This is a genomic window from Mitsuokella sp. UBA4253, assembly GCF_002395285.1.
Classification (GTDB): domain Bacteria; phylum Bacillota; class Negativicutes; order Selenomonadales; family Selenomonadaceae; genus Mitsuokella; species Mitsuokella jalaludinii.
The window spans coordinates 72792-87436 of record NZ_DGWR01000002.1; the positions used below are offsets into that span (position 1 = coordinate 72792).

13 protein-coding genes, 1 pseudogene and 1 CRISPR repeat array are annotated in these 14645 nt (G+C 56.6%); of the genes and pseudogenes, 2 read left to right on the forward strand and 12 right to left on the reverse strand.

Going from position 1 to position 14645, the window contains the following annotated elements:
* Window positions 1-91: 91 nt before the first annotated feature.
* From rplT to B2X55_RS00710, 11 genes are all read right to left on the reverse strand, one after another.
* Complete coding sequence (gene rplT, locus B2X55_RS00660; protein ID WP_005842448.1) at window positions 92-445, reverse strand: 50S ribosomal protein L20; 354 nt, start codon at window positions 443-445, stop codon at window positions 92-94.
* 41 nt (window positions 446-486) lie between these two features.
* Window positions 487-684: a 50S ribosomal protein L35 gene (rpmI, locus tag B2X55_RS00665; protein WP_005842446.1), complete on the reverse strand. Its 198-nt coding sequence runs from the start codon at window positions 682-684 to the stop codon at window positions 487-489.
* Window positions 671-1249: a translation initiation factor IF-3 gene (gene infC, locus B2X55_RS00670; protein ID WP_036377034.1), complete on the reverse strand. Its 579-nt coding sequence runs from the start codon at window positions 1247-1249 to the stop codon at window positions 671-673. Before infC ends, rpmI begins: the two co-directional genes overlap by 14 nt.
* Window positions 1250-1478: 229 nt before the next feature.
* Window positions 1479-3398 carry a threonine--tRNA ligase gene (thrS, locus tag B2X55_RS00675; protein ID WP_286820476.1) on the reverse strand — a complete coding sequence of 640 codons (1920 nt, stop codon included), beginning with the start codon at window positions 3396-3398 and terminating at the stop codon, window positions 1479-1481.
* A gap of 326 nt (window positions 3399-3724) precedes the next feature.
* Window positions 3725-5146 (reverse strand): AMP-binding protein, encoded by a 1422-nt coding sequence (locus B2X55_RS00680; protein ID WP_286820477.1) that lies wholly within the window; start codon window positions 5144-5146, stop codon window positions 3725-3727.
* A 52-nt stretch (window positions 5147-5198) separates the two neighbouring features.
* A complete protein-coding gene (locus B2X55_RS00685; protein WP_286820478.1) occupies window positions 5199-6356 on the reverse strand; it encodes a thiolase family protein in 1158 nt (385 codons plus the stop codon).
* Window positions 6353-6889: a biotin transporter BioY gene (locus tag B2X55_RS00690; RefSeq protein ID WP_255240426.1), complete on the reverse strand. Its 537-nt coding sequence runs from the start codon at window positions 6887-6889 to the stop codon at window positions 6353-6355. The genes B2X55_RS00685 and B2X55_RS00690 overlap by 4 nt, the downstream gene beginning before the upstream one ends.
* Window positions 6890-7022: 133 nt before the next feature.
* A complete protein-coding gene (locus B2X55_RS00695; protein WP_286820480.1) occupies window positions 7023-7529 on the reverse strand; it encodes a hypothetical protein in 507 nt (168 codons plus the stop codon).
* A 97-nt stretch (window positions 7530-7626) separates the two neighbouring features.
* Window positions 7627-8847, reverse strand: a complete 1221-nt coding sequence (locus B2X55_RS00700; protein ID WP_286820481.1) for an O-acetylhomoserine aminocarboxypropyltransferase/cysteine synthase family protein — start codon at window positions 8845-8847, stop codon at window positions 7627-7629.
* Between the two features lie 226 nt (window positions 8848-9073).
* On the reverse strand, window positions 9074-9730 hold the full coding sequence (locus tag B2X55_RS00705; protein ID WP_286820482.1) for a DUF4163 domain-containing protein: 657 nt from the start codon (window positions 9728-9730) through the stop codon (window positions 9074-9076).
* Window positions 9731-9937: 207 nt separating this feature from the next.
* A complete protein-coding gene (locus tag B2X55_RS00710) occupies window positions 9938-10816 on the reverse strand; it encodes a LysR family transcriptional regulator (RefSeq protein WP_286820484.1) in 879 nt (292 codons plus the stop codon).
* Window positions 10817-10943: 127 nt separating this feature from the next.
* Here B2X55_RS00710 and B2X55_RS00715 point away from each other — a divergent pair, with 127 nt between their 5' ends.
* Entirely contained in the window at window positions 10944-12002 is a 1059-nt protein-coding gene (locus B2X55_RS00715; protein ID WP_286820486.1) for a threonine aldolase family protein, read from the forward strand.
* A gap of 6 nt (window positions 12003-12008) precedes the next feature.
* Here the strand turns inward: B2X55_RS00715 and B2X55_RS00720 are convergent, their stop codons facing one another.
* Window positions 12009-12356, reverse strand: coding sequence for a hypothetical protein (locus tag B2X55_RS00720; RefSeq protein ID WP_286820487.1), 348 nt, complete (start codon window positions 12354-12356; stop codon window positions 12009-12011).
* 66 nt (window positions 12357-12422) lie between these two features.
* A CRISPR array of direct repeats spans window positions 12423-12991; the repeat unit is 28 nt; unit sequence TTTCTAAGCTGCCTATGCGGCAGTTAAC.
* Between the two features lie 130 nt (window positions 12992-13121).
* Here B2X55_RS00720 and B2X55_RS10905 point away from each other — a divergent pair.
* A pseudogene (locus B2X55_RS10905) lies at window positions 13122-14480 on the forward strand (IS701 family transposase).
* The last annotated feature ends 165 nt before the right edge of the window (window positions 14481-14645 follow it).

Sequence of the window (14645 nt, forward strand, 5' to 3'; positions counted from 1 at the left end):
CGAAACCAGAAACCTGAAACGACCTAATACAAAAGCCCGGCGAGAGCACCTGCGTGCCGCCCGTCGGGCCATGGAATCAAGAATTCAAGAATTACTGATTCTCTTTTGCAACAGCTACGAGCTGCGCAAATGCCTTCTCATCGGAGATAGCGAGGTCAGCCAGCATCTTGCGGTTGACTTCAACGCCAGCCTTCGTCAGGCCGTTGATGAGCTTGCTGTAGGAGATACCGTTCGTACGTGCAGCCGCATTGATACGAGCGATCCAGAGGCGACGGAAGTTGCCCTTCTTCGCACGGCGGTCACGACGCGCGTAGTAGAGCGCCTTCATGACAGTCTCGTTTGCTTTCTTGAACTGTTTGCTCTTGGAACCCTTGTAACCCTTAGCAAGCTTCAGGATCTTCTTATGACGTCTATGTGCAGTCACGCCGACTTTTACTCTTGGCATGTTCTTATCCTCCTAAATATCTATATCGATTGTCCCGCGGCTCAGCCGTTCGGGAGCATGTTCTTGACGCGGCCAAAATCAGCGCCAGCTACGAGCGTAGCTTTGCGCAGGTTGCGCTTGCGTTTCGGGGACTTTTTCTCCAGGATGTGGCTCTTGAAAGCCTTGTTGCGTTTGAATTCACCGCTGCCCGTTACGGTAAAGCGTTTTGCGGCAGCTCTGCGAGTCTTAATTTTCGGCATTGCTATTTCCTCCCTTAGTCTGCGTCTTCTGCGACTTCTTTTTCGATGACTTCTGTACCTTCGGTGCAACGATCATCGTCATATTCTTACCCTCAAGTTTGGCATTGCGCTCAATGGAGACAGCATCTCCAAGGGCCGCAGCCACACGCGAGAGAACTTCCTTGCCGAGCTCCGGATGCGAGAGTTCGCGGCCGCGGAACATGATCGTGACCTTGACCTTATTCCCTTCCTCGACAAAGCGAAGTGCGTTCTTCAGCTTGACATCAAAGTCATGCTGCTCAATGTTCGGGCGAAGTTTGACCTCTTTGATGTTGATGGTCTTCTGCTTCTTCTTGGCTTCCTTCTCCCGTTTCTGCTGTTCATAGCGGTACTTGCCAAAATCCATGATGCGGCAGACCGGCGGTTTTGCCTTTGGCGCAACCTCGACGAGGTCGAGATGCTGTTCCTCGGCCATGCGCAGCGCTTCGCGCGTCGGCATGATGCCGAGCTGCTCACCCGTAGCGCTCGTCACGCGGACTTCGCGGATGTGGATCTGTTCGTTGATTCTTAACGATTCCCTGCTAATAGTGGAAACACCTCCTGATCAATTATCACGTCTGCAACCTTATAATAGAAATAACTAAAAAGGAGGCGGCACAAAGCCACCTCCATCAATTCATACTATAAACCCGGCTGACTGTTCATCATCAGGTGAGAAGCGGTGGCTCCTTCTTGTTGCGTACTTGATGAGTATATCACGGTATGGATACCGTGTCAACCCCTCATCTCGTCATCCGTCCGAATTTCTTTCCGGATCAGAATTTCTTTGCTTTCGTCGCAATCTGCTCCTGCAGGTAAGCGATGAAGTCTTCGACCTTCATCGTCTCGCTCTGCTGCTCGCCATACTTGCGGACAGCAACCGTGCCATCGGCCATCTCCTGGTCGCCGACAACGAGCGAATACGGCGTCTTGAGCATCTGGCTCTCGCGGATCTTCTTGCCAATCTTCTCGCTGCGGTCATCGACTTCGATGCGCAGGCCGAGGTCGAACATCTTCTTGCGCAGCTCGTAGGCATAATCCGCCTGCTTGTCCGTAATCGGCAGGATGCGTGCCTGTACCGGGGCGAGCCAGGTCGGGAATGCACCGGCGTAGTTCTCGATGAGGATGCCGATGAAGCGCTCGATGGAGCCGTAGACGACGCGGTGCAGCATGATCGGGCGATGCTTCTCGCCATCCTCGCCGACGTACGTCAGGTTGAACTTCTCCGGCATCTGCATGTCGTACTGGATCGTACCGCACTGCCACGTACGGCCAATCGAATCCTTGAGGTGGAAGTCGATCTTCGGGCCGTAGAATGCGCCGTCACCCTCATTGACGATGTAGTCGAGGCCGCGGTGCTCAAGAGCCTTGCGCAGGCCATTCGTCGCGAGGTCCCAATCCTCATCCGTGCCCATGGAATCATCTGGGCGCGTCGAGAGCTCGGCCACGTAGGTCAGGCCGAACGTGTTGTAGACTTCATCGAAGAGGTCGATCGTGTGCTGGATTTCTTCCTCTACCTGATCCGGCGTGACGAAGAGATGCGCATCGTCCTGCGTGAAGTTGCGGACGCGGAACAGGCCGTGGAGCTCGCCGGACTTCTCGTGGCGATGGACGAGGCCGAGTTCGCCGAGGCGCAGCGGCAGGTCACGGTAGCTGTGCTGCTTGGAGTTGTAGACGAGCATGCCGCCCGGGCAGTTCATCGGCTTGATCGCATAGTCTTCACCGTCGATCTTCGTGAAGTACATGTTCTCTTTGTAATGATCCCAGTGGCCGGACGTTTCCCAAAGCTGACGGTTCAGGATGATTGGCGTCTTGATCTCCTGGTAACCGTAGCGGCGATGGACATCGCGCCAGTAGTTGATGAGCTCATTGCGAACGACCATGCCGTTCGGATGGAAGAACGGGAAGCCCGGGCCTTCCTCATGCAGGCTGAAGAGGTCGAGCTGCTTGCCGAGCTTGCGGTGATCGCGCTTCTTGGCCTCCTCGAGCATGTGGAGGTATGCGTCGAGGTCTGCCTGCTTCTCGAAGGCCGTGCCGTAGATGCGCTGCAGCATCTTGTTGTGCTCATCGCCGCGCCAGTAAGCACCAGCGATGCTCATGAGCTTCAGGGCCTTGACCTTGCCCGTCGAGACGACGTGCGGGCCAGCGCAGAGATCCGTGAACTCGCCCTGCGTGTACATCGTGATCTTCTCGCCTTCCGGCAGGTCGTTGATGAGCTCGACCTTGTAGGTCTCGCCCTTCTCCTCGAAGAACTTCAGGGCCTCTTCGCGGCTGACTTCCTTGCGCTCGAGCTTGAGGTTCTCCTTGACGATCTTCTTCATCTCTTTCTCGATGTCCGCAAGATCGGCTTCCGTCAGCTGACGGTCGATGTCGAAGTCATAGTAGAAGCCATTATCGATGGCCGGTCCGATGGCCAGGCGCACATTGGCATCCTTATAGAGGCGCTTGACGGCCTGTGCGAGGATGTGGGAAGCCGTGTGGCGCAGTGCCCAGCGGCCATCCTCGTCGTCGAACGTCAAAAATTCTACCTTGCAGTCTTTATCGAGGACCGTCGTGAGATCTTTCGTCTCGCCGTCCACCTTAGCAGCCAGCACCTTCTTGGCCAGGCTGTTGCTTACCTGTTTCACGAAATCCTGGATGCTGATGCCAGCTTCCGCCTCGCGCACCGCACCGTCTTTCATGGTGATCTTTAACATAATATGCCCTCCTTAAATTCAGGAAATCAAAAAAGCTCCGTCCCGCTTAGGGACGAAGCTCATGCATCGTGGTTCCACCCTGATTGCCACTCCCCATCGCCAGACAGGAAACAGCCACTCAGCATTTCGTAACGGAGAATGTGCTCCGGCAGTGCCTACTCTCGTTCAGCACGGCAGCTTAGAAGGGGTAGCCCCGGCGCTCACCTGAGATGCTCACAGCAAATGCATCCCTCTCTTGAGGCAGCGTCCCCGCGGTCATGTCTTCCGCATCGCTTTTGTCGATGGCTTTATTATAGGAGCCTCCCCTGACCTTGTCAAGCCTCCGATCATGTTTTTTCTTCACATTTCGCATCGGAATCGCATCCGGCCCGCGCCGCTTTCTGCAGCGTGCCGAGGATGCGGTGCAGTGCCGTCCGGTCGATCTTGCCGCGGTCATTGAGCGGCAGGTGCGGGAGAAGCACGATCACGTCGGGGACCTCAACCGGCTTGAGTGCGTGACGGACCATGTGGCGGATCAGCGGGCGCTCTGCCCCGTCTTCCGGAACGAGGAAGGCGGCGGCCGTATCGCCGCGCCGCACATCGCAGACCGGCAGCACAACCGCATCGGCAATGCCCGGCAGCGCCTTGAGCGCCACCTCGAGATGCACCGTACTGATCTTGACGCCGCCCTTGTTGATCCACGCCTCGCGCCGGCCGCCAAAAATCAGCTCACCCCGCTCGTTCAGCGATCCTGTGTCCTTGACCGAAAACGGTATCTCGATGCCGCTGACATGGTACGGTGTCGTGACGTAGATGAGCCCATCTGCGCCGATGCTCACCCCGATACCGGGGAACGGCCGCCCGAGATTGGCGCTGTCGCGCTCCGGATCATCACAGACGGCGTACGTGATGTAGTTGAGCTCGCTTGCCCCGTAATAGAGCAATATCCTGGCCGCCGGAAAGACCGCCTGCAGCTGGCGCAGCATGTCAGGCGTCAGGAGCTGCGACCCTGTAAAGATCGTCGAAACACCCGCATACGGCCCGCGCATGGCGCGTCCCAGCAAGTGGAGCTTTGTCGGCACGAGGTAGAGGCAGTTCACGCCATGGCAGCGCATCAGGTCTTCCCAATGACGGCAGCGCATCAAACCGCTCGTCACCACCGTGCCGCCCTCATAGAGCACCGAGAGCAGGCTGTTCATATTCCCCGTGAAGCTCAGGCTGCCGTGCAGGAACATCACCGTGTCCGCACAGACCTGGAAGATATCGTCCTGTACCGGAAAAAAGCCCGCCCAGCTCGCATATGTCCGGTACATGACCTTCGGCGTCCCGGTCGAGCCGGAGCTCAGCACGCCGAGGACATCCGCCTCCTCATGTGTGCGCTCTACCAGCCCCGACGGTTCAAAGAGATGCGAGGCACCCGCGCAGCGCCAGATGCCCTGCAGGCCGTTTTCCCGCTGGACGGCCCGCACTTCCTCAGGCTCCATCCCGTGATGCAGCAGGATAGGGCGTGCCCCAATGGCCTGCAGCGCCAAGAACGAGACCAGCTGGCCGATAAAGTCATCCGCCAGGACGAGGATGTCACCGCGAACACCCAAAAAAGACGCCTCAACCGCCATAGCAGCAACGCGCCGCCACAGCGCATCGTACGTCAGCTTCTCCTCATCCGCGACCAGGAACACCTTCTGCGGCTGCCAGGCAGCCTGCCAGCGAAGCAGTGCCGCATAATCGTGCAGGCAGCCCTTTGCCGCCTGCACGTCCTGTCTTCTCATGCCCTCATGCATCTATGACCTTCCCCTCTGTCCAATTCCATACCGCCCCGCATCACATATGCAGGAGAACGGCTTCGCCCATGCCGCCTGCTCCAGCAATGGAGAGAATGCCCAGTCCGCCGCCCGCCGTCTGCAGGGAACGCAGCAGGTGAATGGCTAGGATTGCACCTGTTGCGCCGTACGGATGGCCGTAGGCCAGTGCTCCGCCGAGCCGGTTATAGCGGTCGAGGCAGCCGTGATGTGCGCGGTCAAACAGCACGTCGATGACCGCAAACGCCTCGTTGAACTCGATAGCCGACAAGTCTTCATAGCAGAGGCCCCGCCGCTTGAGCAGGAAGTCCGCCGTGCGCATCGCGCCGCGCGGGCTCTCTGCCGGATTGCCGCCCAGCGCACACGCATCCACGACGCGCGCCTCAGGTGGCAGTCCGTGCCTCTGCAGGAACGCATCGCTCGCCATCAGCAGGAAGGCCGCTCCATCGTGAACCGCACAGGCATTCCCCGCATTGAGCAGCGTCCCGGGACCGAAATGCGGCGGCAGGCGGTCGAGAAGGCGCTGCGTGAGCTGCGGGCGGACACCGCTGTCCTGTCGGCAGTCCCCGACCGGCACGATCGCATCGGCCAGCAGCCGACGCGCCTTCCCAGCCAGACGATGGCTGCGCAGCACGAACGCATCGAGTTCAGCCCGGCTCACCTGCTCCGCCTCCATGACGCGTTCCGCGCCCCTCAGCATCGCATCGCCCGACACATCCCCCGGCGCGAACTGCGCCGTCCAGTACGCGCCATCCGGCACGAGCGCACGGCGCGGGTCGTGCTCCGCATAGATGCGCAGCGGCTGAAGCGAGGCGCTCTCCATCCCACCGACGAGATAGCAGTCCCCCTGGCCGCTCGCGATCTTCGCGGCCGCTATCGAGAGAGCCGCCGCAGCCGAGGCACACTGCACATCGATCGTGACGGCGGGGACTTCCTCCGGCAGGCCCGCTTTCAGCGCCATCAGCCGCGCGAGGTTGCCGCCCGTCCCGACGGCATTCCCCGCCAGCACACCGCAGACCTCCCGTCCCGCGATCCCATACCGCTGCAGGATCGCCCGGATGACGAACGCGCCGAGATCTTCCGGCAGGATGCGCGAAAGCGCGCCACCCCGATGCGCAATGGGTGTCCGCAGTCCGCCAGCAATACAGGCCCGGCTCAGTGGCCCGTCCGCCGGACTCATCTGCCCCGCTCCAGCGCCTCATTGACCTTGACGCCGAGGAACGCCGCCATGAGACATTTGATGATGTCGCCGGGAATGTACGGCAGCACTGCCATGACAAGCGCCGCGCCCAAGCTGACATCCATGACGAGCATCATGGAGATCAGGCCGCCGACATACGTCAGCGGGATGCCGACGACGATGTCGACGAGCGCATAGCGCTTGAAGTTCGGCGTAGCGCCCTTCAATGCGCTGATGATCGGATAGACGACGAGCCAGGCAATGATGTAGCCGCCCGTCGGGCCGAAGAGCTTGCCGAAGCCGGCCGTGCCGCCGACAAATACAGGCAGGCCGATGCACCCGAGCAATACATAGACGAGCAGCGCCATGAACGTCTGTTTTGGCGTCAGCACGAAAGCCGTCACGCCAAGCGCCAGCGTCAGCGCCGTGACCATGCCGGGCGTAAAAGGCAGCGGAAAAGAAATATACGCCGTCACGCAGCAGAACGCCACGCAGAGCGCCATCTTCGTCATATCTCTTGCCGTTAAATCCATACGAATTCCCCCTAATCCCCTCCCCGATCCCCGCGGAGGGCTCAAACATCAAGGCAGCGACAGTGCTGCGCATGTGTCTTATTATAGGACAGCCATCCTGTCATGTCAACCAATGTCATCGCTTAGGTTAACGTTAAAGAGAGCGAACCTGCACCGAAATCATCTCCCCGGCAAACGAAGCGCCATGAAAGCGCAGCTCGACGCGCGCCGCACGGCAGATTTCCTCGTGGGACAGAGCGGCTTCGAGGATCTCCAGTCCGGGGACAAGCGGCGCATCACCGGCATGAAGCGGATTCGTGTCCCCGACATCTTCCACGAAGGCGTGCACCTCCTCCGCCGAGAAGCAGAAGGATAGCTGTATCTCATCCGGCACCCCTTCCGCCAGTATCTGCAAAGGCCGCCCGGCTCGCCTGGTCGGATTATTCCTCTGCAGAGCGCGGCGCCCGAGCAGCATGGTGAGCCGCAGTTCCCCCGAATCATCTGCAGCCACAATATCCAGAAGCCCATGATGATCGCGCAGGATGTGCAGGCCATCTCCCGCACGCCCCCGCCTGCGCTGCCAGACCGCCCGGCCAATCAAAGCCCCTTCATATCGCGCCCCCTTTAGGCTGGCTGTCATGCGCGCCAGATCACGAAACATCTCACATACCCCCTTACACGCACCATTGTAGCGTGGACCGAAGAATCCAGTCAAAAAAAATTGCGGCAAAGCAGAATCGCTTTGCCGCAGCCAGGACTCAGATCTGCTGCAGTGCCTGCTGGAAATCCTCGAGCAGGTCTTCCGGATCCTCAAGGCCCACGTTGATGCGCACGAGGTCATACGTCACACCGGCCGCCGCCTTCTCCTCTTCGCTGGCATGCACGAAGATCGTCGTGGCAGGATGCAGGACGAGCGTGCGGGCATCGCCGATATTCGAGACGTTGAGCGCGTAGTGCAAGTGGTTGATGAAGTCAAATGCCTTTTCCTTCGTGCCGAGCCGCAGGGTCAGCATCGCACCGTAGCGATTGCCGAACTGCTTTTTGGCCACCTCATGATAAGGGCTCGAGGCAAGCCCCGGATAATTGACAGCAACGCCACGTGCAGCAAAATGCTCTGCGAGCTGCTGCGCCGTCGATGTGATGCGGTCCAGGCGCAGGGCCAGCGTATCGAGACCGATGCCCGTCAGATACGCATTCATCGGCGCCATGCAGCCGCCGTAATCCGTCACCATGCGCATGCGCATGCGCACGAGAAAGCTCATTGGCCCGAAGCGGTAATCCTGGAACTTCGGGAAGCGCACAGGGTCCCAGCGGAAATTCCGTCCGCTGACGACAATCCCGCCGATGGAATTGCCATTGCCGTTGAGCGATTTTGACGTCGAGTGGATGACGACATCCGCGCCGAGCGCGAGCGGCTGGCAGAGGTACGGCGTCGTCACCGTATTGTCAACGAAGAGCGGGACCTCATGCGCATGGGCGAGCTCTGCGAGCGCCTTGATGTCCGGCACGTCGAGCTTCGGGTTGCCGATCGTCTCGACGTAGAGCAGGCGCGTGCGCTCCGTCATCACAGCCTCAAAAGCCGCAGGACTGTCGCCGTCCGCGTAGCGGACCTGGATGCCGTAGTGTGCAAGATCGCGGAACAGCGAGCTCGTGCCGCCGTAAAGACCGCCCGACGCCACGAGCTCATCGCCCTCCCGCAGCACATTGAGCACCGCCTGAGAGACAGCCGCCATGCCCGATGCACAGGCCACAGCCCCGGCACCGCCCTCCAGATCATTGATGCGGCGCTCCAGGCTCATGAGCGTCGGATTGCTGACACGCGTGTAGACAAATCCCGGCTTGCGCCCCGCAAACACCCACGCCATATCCTCCGCCGTCTCCTGATAGAATGCCGATGTCTGAAAAATCGGCTGCGTCGTCGCCCCCGTCGCCGGATCCGGCCCAAAGCTGCCGTGCAGCAAGCGTGTCGTAAATCGCATAAAACCATCTCCCGTCCATAAAAAAGGCCTACAGGCCCGTGCCAGGGCGCAGAGCACCCCGCACAGACCCATAGGCTTCCGTCTTTCGAATGACCTACCGATATGTACATATCCGTCAACTATGTATCGCATATATATTATCTATGATATATCACGCACGCCTCGTTGTCAACCGCATACTGTGTCGATACATCGATACACTTATGTCATGTATCGTTTATACTTATCATGGTTTTTTCTCGTTAAGCTCTTCGACGAGTCCCTCCGGTAGAATGATGCTCGTCATACCATAAACAAACGCCGCGAGCTGGTAAGGTTGATAGATCAACGCGACCTGGCCGTGACCGGCAAGGTAGAAATTGCCGCTAAGCGGTTCACTCGCATAATCCCGGAACAGCTGGTACTTCGGGATTACCTTTCCGCTACCGCTGAACACCGGCAAATTGTAGATGCGCCAGGCATCATCTGAACCGATTCGCACAAAATCGCGGATACTCGCGCGCTCACCGGTATCCTTGCTGTATGTGACGCCGCGATAATGTGGCATGCCGTGTGCCGCACCATGCGTGTACGTCCAAACGCAGAGAACGAGCGAAACGTAACTCTGCCCTTCATATTTGAGTTTGTATGATACCTGCAGTTCATCATACTGGTAATTCAACGCAGCTTTCATGTCCTCGATCTGACTGCGGATATCCGCATTGATCTTCGCTGCAACCGCCGCATCATCCTTGATATGCACGACAGGGTACAACGAGTCCTGTCCCCCTGTCTTCACCGCCTCCGACGAGATGCTCGCCGATGCCGTCGGACAAGCGACAAATGCCGAAGACATCCCTATTGCCGCTGCCATCAGCGCCATAGCTACGAAAGAATGTTTCATCTCAACCGCTCCTCTCCTTAAAAATTACAATCTTCTGTAAGATTATAATTCGCTATAACTTTACAGAATCCTGCTACCTCACCTATCAACATCTAAAAAGCATCACCAAAGCAGTACTTCCTCAATCTGCCGTTCAATTTCTAATCCTGCATGATGTCGTTTTGCGAAAAACTACTTCCCGCGCATGCAGGATGCATCATTGTCGGGCTATTCCTCGGCACTGAGCAGCTGCACGGCACAGGCTATGAATTTCCTGGCAGCCGGGGATGCATCCTTCATATGCGGCACAGCAATGCCCAGCTCAATATACTGACGCGGGCGAAACGGCCTCGTGACGACGCGGCCCGTCCAGTTTTTCGTGGTCAGATCATTATTCAGACTCAGTCCGAGCCCCTCCTCCACCATACAGTATGTCGTATAGGGATCTGCCGTCGTGAACTGAATATCCGGCTGGATCTGGTGTTCCTGCAAAAAGCGGTCAATGTCTGTGTCATGTCCAGGCAACGTGATGATAAACGATGCATGATTTAATCCAGGAATCGGAAAATCCGGCTGGCTTGCGGCATCATGCGTCGGTGGCAGCCAGACAAAAAGCTCATCCCTGGCCAGCGGGATCCAGTCGTGGACGATTCCTTTCGTTGGCCGGGCAGACAGGCTGCAGTCAATCGAACCTTCATTGAGCCAGGCCGAAAGGTCCAGATTCGTGCCTTCCCGCAGGTGAATCTCCACCTGCGGATATTTTTGCCGATAGACCCGCAGGACTTTCGGCAACCAGGCCGCCGACACACTGTAATAACTGCCGATATTCAGGCTGCCCTGGATCACGCCGCGGATTGCCGCCCCCTGTTCAGCGGCAATCTGCTGTGCCTTCACGATATTGCGCAAAGCCGGCAGCATTGCCTTGCCGTCAGCCGTCAGGCGCACACCGTGCTGCGTCCGAATCAACATAGGAAATCCAGTTTCTTGCTCCAATGAGCGGATCATGCGCGTAATGCCGGACTGCGTATAACCGAGGATCTCGCCAGCACGCGTCAGGCTGCCCTGTTCCGCTGCAATCAGAAGGGCTTCACATTTTACACTATCCATCTTTTTCTCCTATTATGATGAAATGTCATGATGTTTATGATAGTTTGCCGTTTGTATCATGGATAAATCTATCGTACAATATCTACAACAAAACATCAACGACAATCTTGTTTCAGGAGGATTTATCATGAATGAACAGCATTATCTTCTGCCCTTTGCTTCCGACTATATGGAAGGCACCCATCCTGCCATTCTCAAAAAAATGATGGAAATCAACCACACGCCGATGCCTGGCTATGGCGCGGATGATATCTCGCACCGCGCAACCGAAAAAATTCTCGCGGCCTGCCACGCGCCTGAAGGTGAAGTGCATTTTCTCATCGGCGGCACGCAGACAAACGCCACCGTCATCGATGCAATGCTGCCCTCCTATCAGGGTGTCATTGCGGCAGATACGGGACACATCAGCGTTCACGAAGCTGGCGCCATAGAATTCGGCGGCCATAAAGTCCTGCCGCTGCCCCACAAACTCGGCAAGCTTTCCCCGGATCAGATTGATGCCTTTCTCAAAAATTTTGAGCAGGACGGCAACCGCGATCACATGGTCATGCCCGGCATGGTCTATCTCTCACATCCAACCGAATACGGCACACTGTATACGGCCGATGAACTGCGCGCCATCCATCGCATCTGCCAGGAACATCACATCCGCCTATATCTGGATGGTGCGCGCCTTGCCTATGCACTGGCCTGCCCGGAAAACGAGCTGGATCTGCCGCTGATTGCCGCATGCTGCGATGCCTTCTATATCGGCGGCACGAAATGCGGTACCTTGTTTGGCGAGGCTGTTGTCTTCCCGAAAAAGAACACCGTGCCGCATTTCTTTACCATCATCAAGCAACATGGTGCCCTGCTCGCCAAGGGCTGGCTGCTCGGCCTGCAGTTTGATACGCTGTTCACGGATCATCTGTATCAAGAGATCGGCCGCCCTGCCATCGAAGCAGCTGACAGGATCTGCGAAGCCCTGAAAGCACATCATTACCAGCTTTTCTTCCCCACGCCGACGAATCAGATCTTTGTTGTCATGCCCAATCAGATCCTGCCGGAACTTGAAAAGAAAGTCGCCTATGGGTTCTGGGAAAAATATGACGAAAACCATACAGTAATCCGCTTTGCCACGAGCTGGGCCACCCGGACCGAAGATACAAAATCCCTCATTGCCATCCTGCAGAATCTGAAGCATTAATGCAAGCTACAAGGAACAGCGTAAAAAATCTCTATACGTTTCCGCATCAGCCTCAGCTATAAACGTTCCATAATAGCGCACTGTAATACGGAACATATACAAATGACGGATTCGCAGTCCAACTATCGCAGCAAAAGCCAAAGCACCACCAAAGTGAAAACATAGTGCGCCGAAAGCCAGCGCAGGCAATCCACGCGCCCAGCTAAAACCGTAATCCGTGCGAACGGAAATCTCCTGAAAATCTAGAATCGACACTTTGTTGAGCGCAATCGGTGGGCGGCCATCCGCAATCAATACCGTACCAAAGAGTCTGTAATCAGTGGAAATATCGCCTGACACGATACGGAAAGCCATAGCAACCCTCCCCTTTCATCACCTAGCACTTCATACTCAGTCGTACGACACTCTCACAAATAGGAACCTCTAATCTACCTATGCGGCAGTTAACCAGTCTTGTCCGACGATATCGGGCGGCCGTCCTTTCTAAGCTGCCTATGCGGCAGTTAACGCGTGTATGGCCTGGCAGCCAATAGTCATTCATTTCTAAGCTGCCTATGCGGCAGTTAACTCGTATAAGCCGATGCATCAGTGACTTTACCGTTTCTAAGCTGCCTATGCGGCAGTTAACCTGTCGTGTCACCTCCTACGCTGTGCGGTACCATTTCTAAGCTGCCTATGCGGCAGTTAACATCGTAATCGTCTGCGTCGATGCCGAAATCGTTTTCTAAGCTGCCTATGCGGCAGTTAACAGGAAATCAACGAGAGTAATGCAAAGCGGGATTTTCTAAGCTGCCTATGCGGCAGTTAACCAGCCCTGCAAGAGAGCTACTTTTTTTCACGCTTTCTAAGCTGCCTATGCGGCAGTTAACACGAAGTCCGAACCGACCAGAGCGCAGATCTTTTTCTAAGCTGCCTATGCGGCAGTTAACTTGGTCTGTATATTCTGCGGCGTGACGATGACTCTCTAAGCTGCCTATGCGGCAGTTAACGCTCTTAACGACAGCCATCTGTACATCATCAATTTCAGCAGTTTACAGCTTTTGAGACATAATAAAATCACGTAGCCCCTGCTGGTGTATAATAGATTCACCACAAACCAAACACGAGAGGTGCTACGTGGTGTCTCAATTATACACCAGTCAGTCAACAGTTGACAAACTCTTGACGATTTTTTCTTCCTTGTTTCTCGCTGCAACGAGACCGACGCGCCATTTGCTGGCGTGGCTTCTCATTGCTCAGCTGGCTCTGGAGTCGGCTTCGTCGGTGCGCTGCCTGTTCCGGCAGTTCCTGTCGAAGCAGACGGACACATCGCTCAACAGCTATTACCGTGCCCTTGGCAACGGCCTCGTCACGGATGCATCCATTCGCCAGGCCTTGGCGCTGCGGGCGCTTGCCATAGTGCCAGAGGCACTGCGGCAGGAGCCTATCCTGCTCAGCGTGGACGACACGTCCATTGCCAAGTGGGGCAAGCACTTCGACGGTGTAGGGATCCTGTACGACCACGCCAAACACGATGGCAAGTCCTATTTCAATGGCCATGCATTTGTCAGCTTGACGATGAGCGTGCCGGTCCTTCCATGAGAACGCAGGCAAGCAGCAGATCCGTTATATCGCGGTGCCGATTGGCTACGTCATGAGCAACGGCGAAGCCTCGAAGCTGACGCTTGCCTGCCAGCTTCTCGATGAAGTCATGCCAATCCTTGAAAAGCGCCAGGTCATCCTGCTCTTCGACAGCTGGTATGCCAAGCGTGAGCTGCTCGCGCATGCACTCCGCTACCCGAATCTCAGCGTGATCTGCAATGCACGTCATGATACGGCGATGTTCGAGTTGCCGGATTCGACAGCAGGCCGTCGCGGCCGTCCACCAAAGTACGGTAAACGCTTGATGCTGGACGAGATTGCCAATGATCTCACGAATTACCTTTGCCGGATGGACAACTATTTTGTTGCTCACCGTCTGGTGAAAACGCGCATCTTTGGCGACCATACCGTCCATGCCTATGTGACGCTGAGCAAGAGTGGCTCGTACCGTCTCTTTTTCATCACCATAGATCCGATGGCGCTGCACATGAGCATTGCTTGGCAGGAGAACAAAGGGCTCCGCAACACCAGCTCCAAGCATATGGCGATTTACCCGCTCAAGCTCTACAAACTCCGCTGGGGCATTGAGACGAACTACTACGAGCAGAAGATGGGGAGCTCGGCAGCTACAAAGTTCGCACAAAGACTGCGATTGAGCATCTGCTGAACCTGACGAATGCCGGACACGCTCTTATGAAGATCCTGCCGTACGAGGACGAGCGGCTGAGTGCCTACCAGGACAAGAGCCCGCAAGAGCTGCGGCACGCACTGAGCCAACAGATCCACAAGGAAGTATTTTTCGCCACTTTGGTGTCCAAAGCCCAAAGTAGCATAAATTCAAGCGCTCTGCTCAAAGCCTTGCAAGCCTTGGCTTGGGGCGATGGGCAAGCGGCTTAAAAGCTGTAAACTGCTGCATCAATTTCTAAGCTGCCTATGCGGCAGTTAACCTCAATCACATGAATGCTCGTAATTTCAAAAATTTCTAAGCTGCCTATGCGGCAGTTAACGCGTGAAAAAAGCGATGGTAGAAGTCATCAGATTTCTAAGCTGCCTATGCGGCAG